Genomic DNA, 16,368 nt, shown 5'->3' with positions numbered 1-16,368 from the left:
CGGGCGAGCGCTGAGGAGCCTGGGTCTTGTCCTGTCTCTCCGTGACGCAGACAAGAAGCGCGTGTGCCGCCATGCCTGGAAGTGTTCGGCGGGTCACTTCTGGTGGCACTGGGCGGATCGGCCTGCGGAGCCCCTGGACGTCTGTCCCTACCCGCAGCTCTTTCGAACTTAGTGACGGTCGTCGGCCCGCTCTACGAGCGGTATCGGTCGAGAGGAGATCTCGATCGGGTGACCGCGGCCGCTACCACGCATAGAAGCAGGGCCTCCTGGTAGCTCGAAGGGTGTCTACGCCAACGACCGTTCCAGGAGACCCTGTTGTCGCATTTTTACGGCATCGCGGAGGCGGGGTCCACTTCGGCCACTCCTCCGTGTGACTGCCTGGCTCACAGGTTCGGGAACGCCGGCGACCGTGGGGTGCGCGAGCGCCGCTGCCCGACCGGCATGTCGGACGCCGAGTGGGCGGTGGCCAGGCCGCTGCTGCCGGTGCCGGGCTGGCTGCGCGGCCGAGGCGGCCAGCCGGAGTCCTACTGCCACCGAGCGATACTGGACGCGATCCGCTACCTCGTCGACAACGGCACAAAGTAGCGGGCCATCCCAGTCGACTTCCCGCCGTCGGACCGGGTCTATGCGTTCTTCCGACGCTGGCGCGACCACGGCCTGGTCCGGGAGTTCCACGACCGGCTCCGGCGCCGAGTGCGCGAGCAGGCCGGGCGGGATCCGGAGCCGAGCGCGGGCGTAATCGGCTCCCAGTCGGTCAAGGCGGACGCGGCGGTCGGATCCGCCAGCCGCGGCTTCGACGGCGGCAAGCTGATCAACGGCCGCAAGCGCCATGCCGTGGTCGACACCCTCGGCCTACTGCTCGCGGTCATGGTCACCGCCGCCGACGTCGGCGACCGCGCCGCCGCCCGGGTCCTGCTCGCCCAGGTCGCCGCCGCACACCACCTGCTGGCCCTGGTCTGGGCCGACGGTGGCTACACCGGCAACCTCGTCGAGCACAGCCTCGCCGTCCTTGCCGTGGTCCTCGCCATCGTCAAGCGCAGCGACGACATGCGTGGCTTCGTCGTGCTGCCGAAGAGGTGGATCGTGGAGCGGTTCTTCGCCCACCTGATGCAAAGCCGCCGCCTCGTGCGCGATTTCGAGCGCTCCACCAGCAGCGCGGAAGCGATGGTCTACTGGTCGATGACGACGCTCATGACCCGGCGCCTTGCCCGGCCAGGTCCTTCGCGAGCGTGAACCGGCCCGGCGCCGACTCGACCAGCCAGCCGCGCACTGTCAGCCGCTTCGCCTTCGAACGCAACGTCTCCACCTTCCCCGGCACCGGATCCAGGCCGAAGCAGGCGGCCATCTCCTGGCACGTCAGCGGACCTTGACCGAGCCGGTTCCGGTCCGCGAGAGCTTGCAGGATGCGCTGATAGTCCACTGACAGCGCGGCCCAGGGCAGCCCCGCGCGCCACATCGGCACCACGGACTTCGGCTTCGCCGCGTTCGCCGGCTCGGGACGAACCGGCTGCCCGTCCGAATGGTGCTGGTCCTCGGACGCGGCGGCGTCGTCGGCCGGTCGTGGTCCACCACCGGCGCGTAGTTGGGTCGGTGGTTCTGTACTGGTCGGCGACGTGGTTGGCCAAGTTCAGCCAGCGTTCGCGGATCTCCGGGTCAAGCTGCTGCATGGCGAGGAGGCGGCGCACGGCCCGCAATGGTTCGTCCGGTGCGACCAGGGTGGGTAGAGCCGATAGGGCGTCCAGGGTGAACCAGACGTAGGCGGCGAAGTCGGCTACAAGCGTGCCGGCGAGATCGAAGATCGCGTCAGCGCTCTCTCGCAGGAGGTCTTCGGCTTCAGCAAGTTGGGTCAGTGCACTCTCGTCCACCAAGGCTGAGGTGACGTCTAGGTAGTCGTCGCCGGGCGTCATGAGATCGAAGTCGTTGTTGGTGGGTTTCCGCGGCCGGGTCAGCAGGATCCAGCCCTAACCCGCTGGTGAAGTAACCGTTCACCGTGATCTTGAGGCCGCTGGTGCCGGCGTGGTTGAAGGCGTCGATCTTGCCGACCGCGACGATCTGTGAGTTGTCCGCGTTCTGCCCGGTGGAGACGTTCAGGGCCGAGCCCGGCGAGGGCTGGGCCGTACCGCTCGGCCACAGCTCCAGCCAGGTGGCGGCACTCGGATCGACCGCCTGTACGTCGACCGAGACGGCCGGTCCGAACACCTGGCAACTATAGGGAGGTTCCCAGGCCGACACCGGTACTGGTGTCGACCAGGGTCGTCGGGGACGCGAGCGGAACAAAGTTCCCGCCCTTGCCGCTCGCGGCTCCACCAGCGACGAGACACCGGCTCTTCTCGCCGGCGTCTGTCTGCCGTGCGCCCCTGCGGGTCAGTCCGCCGTCGGGGGCGTCTTCGGTGCCCGCAGCAGGGCTCCGATCGCCGCCGCGAGGACGACGACGCACACCGCGATCAGGGACGCGGACAGTCCGTCCATGAACGCGGACCTGACGCTGTCGGCGAGGGCGGCGCCTCGCGCGCCGAGTTGGTCCGCGACGTGGAGGCCGGCGGCAGCCGAGTGGCGGACGGACTCGGCGGCGCCCGGCGGGAGCGCGTCGGTCGAGGAGGAGAGCGAGGAGCGGTAGTGGCTGCCGTAGATCGAACCCATGAGCGCGATCCCGACCGCCGAACCGACCTCCCGTGTGGTGTCGTTCATGGCGGAGGCGACCCCCTGCTGCCCCTGGCCGAGGGAACCGGTGATGGCCGAGGTGCCGACGGCGCCGCTCAGGCCGATCCCGAGGCCCGCCACCACCAGGCCACCGAGGAACGGCAGGTAGCCCGAGCCGACGTCGAGGAGGGAGATGACGAACAGTCCCGCAGCCAGCAGGAACAGGCCGGTGCTCATGGTCGCCTTCATGCCGAACCGGTGCACGAGCCGCGGGGTGAGGGCGGAGACCGGCATGACGACGAGGGCCACCGGAAGCAGGGCGAGCGCGGCCTTCAGCGGGCTGTAGCCCAGGATGAGCTGGAGGTACTGGAGGCCTACGAAGAAGAATCCGAAGACGGCCATGAACTGCACGAGGACCGTGATGGCGCCCGCCCGGAACCCGCGGATGCCGAACAACGCCGGGTCCAGCAGCGGATGTTCGGTGCGCCGTCCGACGTAGGCGTAGACCGCGAAGCACAGGACGGTGACGGCGAAGGCACCGATCACCACCGGTTCCGTCCACCCCTTCTCGTTGCCCTCGATGATCCCGAACACGAGGGCGCCGATGGCCAGGGCGGTGCTGACGGCGCCGACGACGTCGGGCCGGTGGGGGTGGGCGTCCTTGGTGTTGGGGGCCAGCAGTACGGCGGCGAGGCCGGCGGCCAGCGAGGCGGCGGCGCTGGTGACGAAGATCGACCGCCAGCTGAACTGCTCCAGCAGTGCGCCGGCCGCGAGCATGCCGATGATGGCGCCCGCCGCAGCGAAGCCCGACCAGGTGGCGACGCCCTTGGCGCGCAGCTCCGGAGGAAAGGCGGCCGTGATCGTCGACAGCGTGCCCGGCATGATCATCGCTGCGCCGAGACCCATGACGGCCCGCCAGGCGATGAGTGTGCTGGTGGTGTCGGCGAAGGAGGCCGCGAGCGAGGCGGCGCCGAAGACGACGGTGCCGACGACGAGGACGTTGCGGCGGCCGAGGCGGTCACCGATCGCGCCCAGGGGAAGGACCAGTGCGGCCAGAGCCACGGTGTAGGCGTCAGCGGTCCAGGTCAGGGCGCTGCTGGAGGCCGACAGGTCGATGGCCAGCTCCGGCAGGGCGAGGTTGAGCGCCGAGACGGACGCGACGACCAGGACGAGCGACAGACACATGGCGAACAGCACGCCGCGGGTTCCGGCGGGGCCGGTCGCGACGGATGGCGCTGTCTCGGTGTGGGGGGTGGTGGTCATGGGTCCTCGGGGAGTGCTGGGGCGGACGATTGTATTTGATGTAATCATCAAGTTTGATGTCAAGCGAGTCTGCCCCGAAGGACATACACGAGCAAATCTCACAAACGGAAGGCGACGTGGTCAGCAGCGCTGCCGGTCGCGGTAGTCGGCCCCCAGCCGGACGTAGAGACCGATCAGCTCGGGGTCGTCCACGGTGGCCGGGTTGACGACCTGTTCGGCGGGAGCGCCCTGGAGCAGGCGTTTGACCGGCACCTCCAGCTTCTTGCCGGTGCGGGTGTGCGGGATCGCCGGCACCTCGATGATCTCGTCGGGGACGTGGCGGGGTGAGGCTCCGGTGCGGATCGCCTCGCGGATGCGGTCGCACAGGGCGTCGTCCAGTGCGGCACCGGGCGCGAGGACCACGAACAGGGGCATCCAGTAGCCGCCGTCGGGCTGCTCCGCGCCGATGACCAGGGCTTCCGTGATCTCCGGCAGCCGCTCGACGACGTCGTGGATGTCGGCGCCGCCCAGGCGTACACCGTTGCGGTTGAGGGTGGAGTCGGAGCGGCCGTGCACGATCACCGAGCCATGCCCCGTGACCGTGATCCAGTCGCCGTGCCGCCACACACCCTCGTAGGCCGAGAAGTAGGCGTCGCGGTAGCGGGTGCCGTCGGGGTCGTTCCAGAGGCGCAGCGGCATCGACGGCATCGGCCGGGTGACCACCAGCTCGCCGACGCGGTCCACCACGGGCGTGCCGTCCTCGTCGTACGCGGCGAGGGCGACCCCCAGGGCGGGCGCGGACAGTTCGCCCGCCCACACCGGCAGGGTGGGGGCGCCGCCGGCGAACCCGGAGACGACGTCCGTGCCGCCGCTGATGGACACGAGCTGGACCCGTTCGCCGATGTGGTCCCGCACCCAGGGGTGGGCGGAGGCCGGCAGGGCGGAGCCGGTGCAGCCGATGGCACGGATCGCCGACAGGTCGTGGACGGACGGGTCGATGCCGAACTCGGCCATGCCCAGCAGGTACTGAGGACTGGTGCCGAAGAGGGTGACGCCGTGGCGGGCCGCCAGCTCCCAGAGGACGTCCGGCCGGGTGAGCGGGGCCGGGCTGCCGTCGTAGGTGCAGACCGCCGCGCCCGTCAGGAGGGAGGAGACGACGAGGTTCCACATCATCCAGTGGGTGGTCGTGTACCAGAGCAGACGGTCGCCGGGGCCCAAGTCCGAGTGCAGCCCCAGGGTTTTCAGGTGCTCCAGCACCACGCCGCCGTGGCCATGGACGATGCCCTTGGGCAGGCCGGTGGTGCCGGAGGAGAACACGACCCACAGCGGATGGTCGAACGAAACCGGTACACAGGCGAGTTCCTCGGTGCGGGTGGCGGCGTCGTCCCACGGCAGGACCAGTGCCGGATACGCCGACGACAGGCCGTGCAGGCCGAGGTGGTCGACCAGCACGATCGCCTTCAGCGTCGGCAGCGCGCGGGCGAGGTCGAGGGTGGCCTCGCGGCGGTCGTGGGTCGCGCCGTTGAAGAGGTAGCCGTCGGCGGCGATCAGGACGGTCGGCTCCAGCTGGCCGAAGCGGTCGGCGGCGGCCCCGGGGGCGTAGTCCTGCCCGCACACCGACCACACGGCTCCCAGGCTCGCGGCGGCCAGGAACGCGATCACGGCGTGCGGGGTGTTGGGCAGGTAGCCGACGACGCGGTCGCCCTGTCCCACCCCGAGGTCGCGCAGGGTGGCGGCGACGGACGCGACCTGGGAGCGCAGCCGCCCGCCGGTCACCGTGTAGCCGAAGCCGGTCTCGTCGAGGGCGATGATCGCCGGGGCGTCGTCGGCGAGGTCGCGCAGGGCGTGGTGGGCGTAGTTGAGGGTGGCTCCGGAGAACCAGCGGGCCCCGGGCATGGTCTCCTCGGCCAGGACCCGCTCGTAGGGGGTGTCCGCGTCGACGGCGAAGTACTCCCACACCGCGCCCCAGAAACCCTCCAGGTCGGTGACCGACCAGCGGTGCAGGGCGGCGTAGTCGGCCGGGTCCACTGCGCTGCGGCGGGCGAAGTCCGCGATCCGGCTGTGCTCGGCGGCTTGCGGGTCCGGCGTCCAGAACGGGCCGGCGTACGGCGTGGTCATGAGGCGGCTCTCCTCGGCGGGGGGAGTTCGGCGGGCATGCGGGTGGTGCAGAGCAGCGGCGCCCAGGCGGCGGTCGCGGTGAAGGTGACGGCCCCGGCCGGGACGACGTCCAGGACGACGCGGTCGGGGCGCAGCAGCACGGCGTCGGCGCGGCCCGCCCGCAGCCAGGCGGCGAGGGTTCCGTCGTCGCCCGCGCCGTGGACGTCGACGACCCGCGCTCCCAGGGCGTCGGTGAGCGCGCGCAGACCCGGTGGCACGGGGACCGCTGTCACCAGGGCGAAGGATTCGCCGAGGAGGTCGTCGAAGCGTTGCGCGGCCGTCACCGGCGGCTGCGGGCAGTGGGTGCCGCCGAGCCGGCCGCTTCGTACGAGGGGGCCGGGGCGCAGCGGGCGGCCGAGATCCTGGCTGGCCCGGTCCGCCACACCCGGGACGCGGCAGACCGCGGCGACGGCCCTGCGGCGCAGGGCGGCGGCGCGGCCGTGGCCGCCGGTCATGGCCCAGCCGGCGGCGACCGCGAGGTGGATCACGTGCCGGACGTGCGGTTTCCGTTCCTGCTCGTAGGTGTCCAGCAGGCGTTCGTCGCCACCCTGCCGCAGGACGCGGGCGAGTTTCCAGCTCAGGTTGCAGGCGTCCCGCAGTCCCGAGGCCAGCCCCTGTCCGACGAACGGCGGGGTGAGGTGTGCGGCGTCGCCGAGGAGGAGGACACGGCCTCGGCGCCAGCGGTCGGCGACGCGGGCCCGGAAGGTGTACTGGGCCTGCCGGACGATCCGGAAGTCGTCGGCGCGGGAGACGTCCACCCACGGCAGCAGCAGTTCGCGCAGGAGCGCGTCGTCGAGGGTCTCGCCTTCCTCCAGCCGGAACTCCCAGCGGTAGCGGTCCTCGCCGATCCGCATGAAGGTGGCCGGGCGGTGGGCGTCGCAGACCTGGTCGACGCCTTCCCAGGAGCGGACGGCGGCTTTCGTCGTCACGTCGATGACGGTCCAGTGCTCCTCGAACCGCATGTCCTGCCAGGAGGCGCCGATGGCGTCACGGGTGAGGCTGCCCGCACCGTCGCAGCCGAGGACGGCGTCCGCGAGCAGCGTGTGTTCGCCGTCGGTGTCGCGGTAGGCGACCCGGACCGGTCCTGTGCCGGGCTGCTCGACGTGCGTCACCTCGGCTCCGCCGCGCAGCTCGCACTCCGGGTGGCGGGCCAGGGCCGCACGCAGCAGCCGTTCCAGTTCGGGCTGGTCGAACATGCTGGTCTGCGGGTAGCCGTGGTGTCCCTGGGCGGAGCGCGGGAACTCGGCGATCACCCGGTGCCGGGCGTCCAGCAGCCTGAGGCCGCGTGCCGGACGGGTGACGGCGGCGAACTCGTCGGCGACACCGGCGGCCTGGAGGATGCGGCGGACCTCGTCGTCGGTGGCGACGGCCCGGGGCAGGGGGTAGACGTCGTGGTGGCGTTCGAGGACGAGGGTCCGCACCCCGCGCCGGGCCAGCAGCAGGGCGGCGGTGACGCCCACCGGCCCGGCGCCGACGATCACGACGGGTACGTGGGCCGGGTGGGATTCGGCGGTCACGGTGCGGCTCACTTCCGCTCTCGGTTCGCGTCGGCCACGGGCGTGCGCTGCTCGCCCAGGTCGATCCGGCCGTCCGGGGTCGCGATCGTCGCCGTGATCACGTCGCCGGAGTGCAGGTAGCGCGGGTTCTTCGCCTGGGTCCTGAAGAACGCCTTCCACTTCACGGCGGGCGGCAGCAGCGCGCCGAGCTTCTCGACGGCCTTCGGCGGCGCCTTCAGGGCCGTACCGCCGGGAGTTCCGGTGAGCAGCAGGTCGCCGGCGTCCAGGGTCTGGAAGCGGGCCAGCAGGGTCAGCGCCTGTGCCGGGCGGACGATCATGTCGGCGAGGGTGCGGTCCTGGCGCAGCTCGCCGTTGACGCTCAACTTCAGCCGCAGGTCCAGGAGATGAGCGAAGTCCTCCGGCTCCAGCAGGGTGAGGTACGGACCGGTCGGAGTGAAGGTGGGGTACGACTTGCTCTCGTAGAACTGCGTCTTGGTCAGCTGCACCTCACGGGCGCTGACGTCGTTGGTGATCACCAGACCGGCGACGTACGACGGCAGGTCCCGCTCCTCGACGACGGTACCGACGGGCAGCGGCGCGCCCATGACGAGGCCCAACTCGATCTCGTAGTCGAGGAACTTCACATGCGCGGGGCGGACGACGGCGTCGCCCGGGCCGCTGACCGAGCCGGACGCCTTGCGGAAGAACGCGGGCGGGATGTCGCCCTTGAAGCCCGAATCGCGGGCGTGGCTGCGGTAGTTGACCATCTGGGCGACCACCCGGCAGGGGGTGGTGACCGGCGAGAGCGCCACCAGGTCGGCGACGGGTGTGCCCGGTTCGCCGGAGGCGGCGGCCTCGCGGACGGCCGGCCGGTCGGCCAGCAGTTCGGCGGTGGTCACGGCCTTGGTGTCGACCGGGACGGCCCGGTCGCCGAGGACGACCCACCAGCCGTCGGCGGTGCGCAGGACGTTGGTGCTCATGAGTTCACGGCTTTCAGAAGGCCCAGCAGGCGGGCGGGGTCGAGTTCGTTGTCGTCGCGCACGGCGTGCCACACCTCGCGCAGCTTGGCGGGCGACGGAAAGGCGCCGAGGAAGTCACGGGTGGCGGGCGGCCCCCACTGGGCGAGGCCGCTCGTGGACATGGGGGCCCAGCCGGGTTCGACGTCGCAGGAGAACAGGTCGCCGTCGGCGAAGTGCTCCAGCATGAAGTGGTCGGGATCGCGCCAGTAGTCGAAGAGCTGGCTGCCCTGGATGTGCCGGCCGATGCCCCAGCTGCGCCGGTAGCCGCGCTCGCCCAGGTACTCGCCGCCGGCCGCGATCGAGTCCAGGTCCGTGACCTGGTAGGCGGAGTGGACGTAGCCCGTTCCCGGTCCCAGGTGCATCGCGAGCGTGTGGTGGTCGGCGGGCACGCTGCCCCGGTCGCAGCGGATGAACGCCATCGCAGGGCCCCGCCCGCGCTGCCCGTCCAGGAAGAGGAAGTCGGACACGATCATCCCGAGGGTGTCCAGGTACCAGTCCAGGGCGCGGGCGAACACCCTGGTCTCCAGCACCAGATGGCCCAGCCGCTGGATCCGGGACGGCTCGCGCGGCGGACGCTGCGGGGCGTTCGTGCGGCGGTGATCGGTGCCGAAGTTGAGCAGCACAGGCTGCTGGCCCGGCAGTTCGGGCAGTTGCTCGGCACAGTGCACGACCCGTACCGGGATGCCCGAGGGGTCGAGGAGGTCGACCACCCTGCCGCCGCCGGGTACGTCCGCCTCCCGCACGGCCGCTCCGGTCGCCCGCGCCAGCCGGTCCAGGTCGGCCCGCCCGGCCGCCCGGAACGCCGGGCCGATGAAACGGGACGTACGGCCGCGCCGGATCACCATGCACGGCGGGCCGGCGAAAGTGGCCCGCAGCCACAGCTCCCGCTCCGTGCGGGCGGCGATGCCGAAGCCGAAGTCACGGGCGAAGACCTCCGCCCGGTCCAGATCGGGCTTCTCGAACTCCAGCCAGGCCAGGTCGGTGACCTTGATCACGGGGTTCCTGGACCGGCCGGGGTGCTCGCCGCGCAGGGCGCCCTGTTCGCTGTGCAGGTCCTGATGAGGTGTCGCGACGGCGGCTGCGCCTACGCGTGGTTCAGACATGGTGCCCTCCTGGCGACATCGCCATGTTGATGAAATCATCAATTCTGAGAGATGAGTCGTCAATAGACGCTCGAAGCGAAACTGACGAAATCATCAAAACTGTGATCACCGGGATCACCCGGTTAGACTCTGCCCCATGCCCACGTCAGCCCGGTTCGACAACCGGTTCGAGCGACGCCGCGCCGAGACCCGCAAGGCACTCGTCCGCGCCGCCCGCCAGATCCTCGCCGAGACAGGGGACACCAGCGCCAGCATCCAGGCGATCGCCGAGCGTGCGGATGTCGGCTTCGGCTCCTTCTACAACCACTTCGAGTCCAAGGCGGACCTGTTCGAGGCAGCGGTCGTGGACGCCCTGGAGGAGTTCGGCCAAGCCTTCGACGAGCATCTGACGGGGATCGACGACCCGGCGGAACTCGTCGCCGCGGGCTTTCGGCTCAGTGCCCGCATGGCCGACTCCCACACGGAGCTCGTCCGAGTGCTGCGCCACCGCGGCCTCGGCCGTCTCCACTCCGACAACGGCCTGAGCAGGCGGGCGCTGCGCGACCTCCACGTCGGCATCGCCTCCGGCCGCTTCACCGCCGTCGAACCGGCCGTCGCCCTGGCCGCCGTGGGCGGGACCCTGCTGTCCCTCCTGGAGCTGCGGTTCGCCCGCCCGGATCTCGACGCCGACGAGTCCGCCTCGGATCTGGCCGAAATGGTCCTGCTCATGCTGGGCGTCCCCCCGGACGACGCCCGGGAGGTCGCCCGGCGCCCCCTGCCCGAACTGGGCTGACGGCGCGTCACGCGTTCCCGCTCACGATCACGGAGGACGAAGCGCCGTCATCGGGCCGGAAAGTGACCGAACTGCCCGAGAAACGGACGGTGAGTCCGCCGTCCGTGCTGGTGACCGAGCGCAGCCGCAGACCGTCGGGGATGTTCCGCAGCTGGATCGGCTGCGCGAAGAGCTTGCCGAGGAGTCGGCCGCCGTCACCGGGCACTACGCCGCCCGTAACGGCGAAATCCCTGAAGGCGATCCGGTTCCCGGAGAGCGCGGCGACACTGGTCGTCACGGTGGCCTGCCTGCCGAAGGGCAGGAGCACCACCGCGCTCACCTGACCGGGACGGCTTCCCTGCGAGATCTCCAGGCCCAGGGCGTTCGACAGATCCCGGTACGACAGGAAGGCGGTCGCCTCGGCGTTGCGGGCGCGCGCCTCGCTGTCGTCGTCGGACTTCGTCAACCCTTCGAGCCGGAGCGAGAGTTCACTCACCGGGAGGGGCCTCGTGTCACCGTCGGCAGGTATGTCCCGGGCGGTGATGTCGACGTGGTTCAGGATGCCGGACGCGGCCTGGGTCAGCACCGGGAAGCCGCGGACGTGGACCTGCGGGGGCAGAGGTGTGTCCATACCCTCCTGGAACGCCTTGGCGGTGCGCGACTCGATGCGTGCGGCCACGGCGCGGTCGACAGCGACGGGAAGGAGGACGAGCGCGAGAAGAGCCGCGGCGACGGCGAGAGGCCGACGGCTGCGCCTGGGCGCGGGCGCGGCGTCGGTGACGTCACCGTGGCCGTAAGGGTCGTAGGACGGGTGGTACGGATCGAAGTACGTGCCGTCGTCGTACCGGTACGGGGACTCTGACATGGGCGGGACTCTTCCTTCGGTGCTGTCGGCGAGGGGGCGGGATCGGTTCAGCGCCGTGAAGCCGGTGGACCACGGAAGTCACGGTGCTGCTGAGCGGGCCCGGCGGCACGGCCAAGGCGATCGGCACCTCCGAGAGGAGCAGGGTGGGGGGGCCATCGAGATATTTGCACACCGACGGGCAAGAATCCAGCTTGCTCAGCAATGCCTTCGCCCAAGCGTGCGGTGCCGGTGATCCCCCCTGGGTGAAGGACCCCGCCCGGCGCGGCAAGCCGCTCACGCAAGGCCGGCGCCCTGAGGCACCGTGCGAGAATCCGGATACCCCTGTTCCGTCGCCCGCTCCTCTCCGTACCGATTCACCGAGGTCCGCATGTCCAAGCCGGTCGCCCGTGAACCACTCCGCCGCAACTCGCGGGCGAACCGGGCGCGGATCCTGGCCACGGCCCGGCGGGAGCTGGCCGTCAACCCCGACATCACGCTGGAGGAGCTGGCGCAGGCCGCCGGTGTCGTGCGGCGGACGCTGTTCGGCCACTTCCCCGGACGCTCGGCTCTGCTCGAAGCCCTCGCCGACGAAGCCTCCGAGGCGCTCGGGGCCGCGGTGGCGGTCGGCGCACAGCGCGCGGGAGCCGAGCCGGCCGAACGGGCACTGGCCCACATCGTGTTCTCGATGTGGCCCGTGGGAGACCGCTACCGCCTGCTCCTCACGCTGGCCAAGCGCGATCTCGGCGCGGAGGGGGTGGCCGAAGTACTGGCACCGGCCCGCGCGGCGACGACAGCCGTCCTGGAGCGCGGACAGCGCGACGGCGTCTTCCACACGCATCTGCCGGCCCCCGTGCTGAGCGCCGGCCTTGAGGCGATGACGCTCGCCCTGCTGGAGGCGGTCAACGCCGGGGCACTGGAGGACGACGGCGGTACGCGGGTGACCGTCGTCACGCTGATCGCGGCCGGAGTACCCGAGCCGCAGGCGCGCGCCGTGGCGGAGGACGTCACGTCGGCCGTGACCGGCGACTGAACCGCCCCTTCCCCTCCCGAATACCTCGACCGTCCCGACGTCACTCGTCGGGGCGGCGCCCTCTGCTGCCCTCGCGCGTGCCGGGCCTTTCACGGCTCACCCCCCTCCGGATCACATAATTGCTCGCCAGCGTGCAATTATCTTTCTGTGCTCCTGGCCTCGTGGATGACGCGCTGCCGTGTCATGCCCCGGTCCAGCCATTCGACCTCTGTGGAGAAGCGCAGTGAACTTCGGCGGACCAGACGACCTGACCCTTGCCCATCAGGGTTCCCCTTCGGCCCTCCTCGGCGGCCGGTACGAGCTGCGCCGCATGCTCGGCTCCGGCGGCATGGCCGAGGTGCACCTCGCCCACGACCTCCGGCTCGACCGAGGAGTGGCGGTGAAGACCCTGCGCGGCGACCTCGCCCACGAACCGGCCCTCCAGGAGCGGTTCCGGCGCGAGGCGCCGTCCACCGCGTCACTCAACCACCCCGCGATCGCGGCGGTCTACGACACCGGCGAAGACCTGACGTACGGAGGACAACTCCCCTATCTCGTCATGGAGTTCGTCGACGGGACGACCCTGCGCGACGCCCTGCACTCCGGACCGCCCCTGACCGTCGAACGCGCCCTGGAGGTGATCGCCGGGATCCTGCGCGCCCTTGCCCACTCCCACCAGCACGGCATCGTGCACCGCGACATCAAACCGGCGAACGTCATGCTGACCTGGGCCGGCGAGGTCAAGGTCATGGACTTCGGGATCGCCCGGGACGCGCGGGACACCGGCATGACGCAGACGTCCGTCGTCATCGGCACCGCCCAGTACCTCTCGCCGGAGCAGGCGATGGGCCAGGACATCGACGCACGGTCCGATCTCTACTCCACCGGCTGCCTGCTGTACGAACTCCTCACCTTCCGCACGCCGTTCACGGGGGACACCCCGATGTCGGTGATGTACCAGCACATCCAGGAGGCACCCCGGCCGCCGAGCCTGTTCAACCCCGAGGTCGGCCCTCAGGTGGACGCCATCGTCCTGCGCGCCCTGGAGAAGGACCCGGACCGTCGCCACCGGTCCGCCGACCACATGCTCGGCGACATCGAGGCGTACCTCGACACAAGGCTGCCCATATCGGGCGCCGAACCTCCGACGGCGGAGCAGGACGTGCCGTACGACGACGCGGACAGCAGGGAAAAGGGCCGGCGGCGAGGAAACGTCGCGCTGGCCTCGGCAAGCCTGGTGGTCGTCGTCCTGGCGCTGGCAGTGGGCTGGTTCCTGTTCGGGCGAAGTACGCCCGGCGACGGCAAGGTCGACGTCCCCGACCTCGTCGGCCAGACCCTGGAGGACGCCCGGAGCACCGCGGGCAACGTCGACCTCACGGTCACCGTCGCGAAGCAGGAGCCCTGCACGGACCAGCCGAAGGGGCACGTGTGCGAACAGAGCCCCGTGGACGGCGAGATCGCCAAGGGGGAGGCCGTCTCGGTCACCGTCTCCACCGGTGCGCCCAAGGTCGAGGTGCCGGACGTCACGGACAAGAACGAGGACGACGCGTCCCGCATCATGGAGGACAAGGGCTTCAAGGTGAAGCTGCGGCGCGTCGAGTCCGAGGAGGACCCCGGAACCGTCCTCAGGCAGAACCCCGACGGCGGGGCGCAGGCCGAGAAGGGCACCAAGATCGCCCTCACCGTGGCCGAGGAGGCGCAGAAGTCCACCGTCCCGGACCTCTCCGGTGCCACCGTGAGCCGGGCCCGCGAGCTGCTGGCCGCGCAGAGCCTCAAGCTGGGCAGCACGACCGAGGTGGAGAGCGGTTCACAGGCCGGAACAGTGGTCGAACAGGGCATCGCCTCCGGCGAGGAGGTCAAACCCGGTACGGCCGTCGACGTCAAGATCGCCAAGGCGGTGCGGACCGTCCGGATCCCCTCCGACATCGTCGGCAAGACCCTTGCGGAGGTCCAGGAAGAACTGGGCTCGCTCGGCCTCCAGGTCAGCGTCGCCACCGGGTACTCCCAGGCGTCCGACGCGGTGGTGGCATCGAGCACCCCCGCCGCCGGAAGCGAGGTGACCGCCGGCAGCACCGTTGTCCTGGTCACCCAGGACAACGCCTCCAGCCCGTCGGACGGGGACACGGCGACGAGCGGAGGCACGGCAACCTCGCCTGCGGCGCAACTTCTTCCCGTCCTCCCGATTCCGGCACTCTGAGCATTGTCGTAGAGCACATCGTCGGAGAGCAGGGCCAGGGCTTCCTCGACGCGATTGGCGTTCCAGTGCGCGATGACTGTCTCAGCGAACTCGGTCGGGGTGGCGGACACGGCTTGTCTCCTGTGGAGCGGGAGCGCTGATCTGCTGGGTCAACTTGAGCAGTTCTTCGACGTGGTAGATCTCGCTGATCTTGCCGTCGATGTCGACCGGGTTGCCGCCGGCGGCGAACCCGAAGGCGTCTCCGGTGTGGACCGCCGTCATCCGCCAGTGGAGGGCCACCCAGCCGCCGGGAAGCTCCTGCTGGAACAGAATCCGGTGCTGCGTGTCGGTGAATCCGTCACGGACCGCGGCGATCGACGCCCGCATGCCGTCGATGCCCGAGGCCGCGTCGGTGGCGGGGTTGTGGTGTGAGTGATCCGGATCACCCTCTGCCGGAGTGTCCGATCGCCCGGTTCCTGACCGTGCTGGACGGGACCTGGGCGACGCTGATCGTGCGGGAACTGCTGACCGGCCCGAAACGCTTCACCGAGCTTCGACGCCATGGCCGCCTGGACCGAAGAGGACCTCCCCCGCACCTGAACTCGGTGAACGAGGTGTAACTGTCGAGCGCCTGGAGGTAGAGGTGCTCCGTGGCGGTGTGCCGCAGGACGGTCCTGATCGCCGGCTCACTGTGTGGTGGCGTCTTTTCAGGTCACGCGCTGTCGGCGGGCAGCGCCGGGTAGTCGGTGTAGCCGCGGTGGTCGCCGCCGTAGAAGGTGGCCGCGTCGGGGGTGTTGTAGGGGCCGCCGGCCGCGAGGCGGGCGGGCAGGTCGGGGTTGGCCAGGAACAGCGCGCCGAAGGTGATGATGTCCGCGGTGCCGTCCTCGATGAGGGCGAGGGCGTCGGGGCCGGTGGTGTCGGGGTGGGTGAAGGGGTTGAGGACGAACGCCGTCGGCCAGTCCTTGCGCAGCCGGGTGGTCAGGTCGCGGTCCGGGCCCTCCAGCAGGTGCAGGTAGGCGAGGTCCAGCCGGGCGAGCGCGGCGGTCAGGGTGGTGTAGGTCTCCAGCACGTCCGCCGGGTCGCTCTCGGCGATGTCGTTGTAGGGGTTGCCGGGAGAGATGCGGAAGCCGGTCCGGTGGCCGCCGATCGCCTCCGCGACGGCCGTGGCGACCGCGATGCCGAAGCGGACCCGGTCCGCCGACCCGCCTCCCCAGCAGTCGGTGCGCAGGTTGGTGTTGGGGGCGAGGAACTGGTGGATCAGGTAGCCGTTCGCGCCGTGGATCTCCACGCCGTCGAAACCGGCGGCGATCGCGTTGCGTGCGGCGTCGGCGTAGTCGGCGATCGTCCGGCCGATGGCGTCCTGGTCCAGTTCCTCCGGCGTGACGTAGTCCTGGGGGCCCTCGTAGGTGAACACCTGGCCCGCCGCCGCGACGGGAGAGGGGGCGACGGGGACGAGTCCGTCGGGCAGCAGGCTGGGGTGGCCGATCCGGCCGGTGTGCATCAGCTGCGCGAAGATCGTGCCGCCCTGGGCGTGGACGGCGTCGGTCACCTTCCGCCAGGCGTCGACCTGCTGGGCGGAGTGCAGGCCGGGAGTGTTGGTGTAGCCCTGGCCGACGGCCGACGACTGTATGCCCTCGGTGACGATCAGGCCGGCGCTCGCACGCTGGGCGTAGTAGGTGGCCATCAGCTCCGTCGCCGTGGCAGCGGGAGCGTCGGCGCGGCTGCGGGTCATCGGCGCCATCGCGATGCGGTTGGCGAGTGTCTTGCCGCTCAGGTCGATCGGGTCGAACGCGGTGGTCATGGCAGGTTCCTTCAGAGAGTGGGTCGGGTTGACGAGGCAGGCGGCAGCCTGGCGGTGTGCCGGTTCGCAGCACTCCGTTCGCCGCGGAGCCTCCGTCGTAGACTCTACACCCGCTTGAGACTGAGTCTCA

Annotated in this window: 16 protein-coding genes; 6 read left to right on the top strand and 10 right to left on the bottom strand. The window is 70.8% G+C overall.

Annotation, left to right across the window (positions count from 1 at the left end):
- Positions 1-315 precede the first annotated feature (315 nt).
- Together J8M50_RS25215 and J8M50_RS25210 are read left to right on the top strand one after the other, a co-directional pair.
- On the top strand, positions 316-585 hold the full coding sequence (locus J8M50_RS25215) for a transposase (RefSeq protein ID WP_223786263.1): 270 nt from the start codon (positions 316-318) through the stop codon (positions 583-585).
- 6 nt (positions 586-591) lie between these two features.
- The gene (locus J8M50_RS25210; RefSeq protein WP_050987430.1) at positions 592-1,233 is read left to right on the top strand and encodes an IS5 family transposase; all 642 of its coding nucleotides are present in this window, start codon (positions 592-594) and stop codon (positions 1,231-1,233) included.
- Here J8M50_RS25210 and J8M50_RS25205 read toward each other — a convergent pair.
- The 7 genes from J8M50_RS25205 to J8M50_RS25175 form a co-directional block, all read right to left on the bottom strand.
- The gene (locus tag J8M50_RS25205) at positions 1,190-1,465 is read right to left on the bottom strand and encodes a hypothetical protein (RefSeq protein WP_370516677.1); all 276 of its coding nucleotides are present in this window, start codon (positions 1,463-1,465) and stop codon (positions 1,190-1,192) included. The genes J8M50_RS25210 and J8M50_RS25205 overlap by 44 nt on opposite strands.
- Before the next feature lie 368 nt (positions 1,466-1,833).
- Positions 1,834-2,199, bottom strand: coding sequence for a hypothetical protein (locus J8M50_RS25200; RefSeq protein ID WP_010360767.1), 366 nt, complete (start codon positions 2,197-2,199; stop codon positions 1,834-1,836).
- Between the two features lie 165 nt (positions 2,200-2,364).
- Positions 2,365-3,903 (bottom strand): MFS transporter, encoded by a 1,539-nt coding sequence (locus J8M50_RS25195; RefSeq protein ID WP_010360766.1) that lies wholly within the window; start codon positions 3,901-3,903, stop codon positions 2,365-2,367.
- A 120-nt stretch (positions 3,904-4,023) separates the two neighbouring features.
- Complete coding sequence (locus J8M50_RS25190; protein WP_029184709.1) at positions 4,024-6,000, bottom strand: acetoacetate--CoA ligase; 1,977 nt, start codon at positions 5,998-6,000, stop codon at positions 4,024-4,026.
- Positions 5,997-7,556, bottom strand: a complete 1,560-nt coding sequence (gene mhpA / locus J8M50_RS25185; protein ID WP_075825323.1) for a bifunctional 3-(3-hydroxy-phenyl)propionate/3-hydroxycinnamic acid hydroxylase MhpA — start codon at positions 7,554-7,556, stop codon at positions 5,997-5,999. Before mhpA ends, J8M50_RS25190 begins: the two co-directional genes overlap by 4 nt.
- A gap of 8 nt (positions 7,557-7,564) precedes the next feature.
- Entirely contained in the window at positions 7,565-8,515 is a 951-nt protein-coding gene (locus J8M50_RS25180; protein WP_010360764.1) for a fumarylacetoacetate hydrolase family protein, read from the bottom strand.
- Complete coding sequence (locus J8M50_RS25175) at positions 8,512-9,657, bottom strand: VOC family protein (protein ID WP_029184708.1); 1,146 nt, start codon at positions 9,655-9,657, stop codon at positions 8,512-8,514. Before J8M50_RS25175 ends, J8M50_RS25180 begins: the two co-directional genes overlap by 4 nt.
- Before the next feature lie 136 nt (positions 9,658-9,793).
- Here J8M50_RS25175 and J8M50_RS25170 point away from each other — a divergent pair, with 136 nt between their 5' ends.
- Positions 9,794-10,429, top strand: coding sequence for a TetR/AcrR family transcriptional regulator (locus tag J8M50_RS25170; RefSeq protein WP_010360762.1), 636 nt, complete (start codon positions 9,794-9,796; stop codon positions 10,427-10,429).
- A 7-nt stretch (positions 10,430-10,436) separates the two neighbouring features.
- Here J8M50_RS25170 and J8M50_RS25165 read toward each other — a convergent pair whose 3' ends face one another.
- Positions 10,437-11,273 carry an LmeA family phospholipid-binding protein gene (locus J8M50_RS25165; protein ID WP_010360761.1) on the bottom strand — a complete coding sequence of 279 codons (837 nt, stop codon included), beginning with the start codon at positions 11,271-11,273 and terminating at the stop codon, positions 10,437-10,439.
- A 367-nt stretch (positions 11,274-11,640) separates the two neighbouring features.
- Between J8M50_RS25165 and J8M50_RS25160 the strand changes: the two genes are divergently transcribed.
- Positions 11,641-12,282 carry a TetR/AcrR family transcriptional regulator gene (locus tag J8M50_RS25160; protein ID WP_010360760.1) on the top strand — a complete coding sequence of 214 codons (642 nt, stop codon included), beginning with the start codon at positions 11,641-11,643 and terminating at the stop codon, positions 12,280-12,282.
- Between the two features lie 223 nt (positions 12,283-12,505).
- Entirely contained in the window at positions 12,506-14,458 is a 1,953-nt protein-coding gene (locus J8M50_RS25155; protein ID WP_010360759.1) for a Stk1 family PASTA domain-containing Ser/Thr kinase, read from the top strand.
- An 81-nt stretch (positions 14,459-14,539) separates the two neighbouring features.
- Here J8M50_RS25155 and J8M50_RS25150 read toward each other — a convergent pair whose 3' ends face one another.
- Positions 14,540-14,824: a nuclear transport factor 2 family protein gene (locus J8M50_RS25150; protein ID WP_010360758.1), complete on the bottom strand. Its 285-nt coding sequence runs from the start codon at positions 14,822-14,824 to the stop codon at positions 14,540-14,542.
- Between the two features lie 41 nt (positions 14,825-14,865).
- Here J8M50_RS25150 and J8M50_RS49765 point away from each other — a divergent pair, with 41 nt between their 5' ends.
- Positions 14,866-15,057: a winged helix-turn-helix transcriptional regulator gene (locus J8M50_RS49765; RefSeq protein ID WP_010360757.1), complete on the top strand. Its 192-nt coding sequence runs from the start codon at positions 14,866-14,868 to the stop codon at positions 15,055-15,057.
- A 92-nt stretch (positions 15,058-15,149) separates the two neighbouring features.
- On the opposite strand, the gene J8M50_RS25140 is transcribed toward J8M50_RS49765, so the two are convergent.
- A complete protein-coding gene (locus J8M50_RS25140; RefSeq protein ID WP_010360756.1) occupies positions 15,150-16,238 on the bottom strand; it encodes an alkene reductase in 1,089 nt (362 codons plus the stop codon).
- Positions 16,239-16,368 lie beyond the last annotated feature (130 nt).

Origin of the sequence: Streptomyces acidiscabies (assembly GCF_020010905.1) — a bacterium.
GTDB lineage: Bacteria > Actinomycetota > Actinomycetes > Streptomycetales > Streptomycetaceae > Streptomyces > Streptomyces acidiscabies.
The sequence above is the reverse complement of the archived record's forward strand: the minus strand, read 5'-3'. Positions and strand labels throughout refer to the sequence as shown.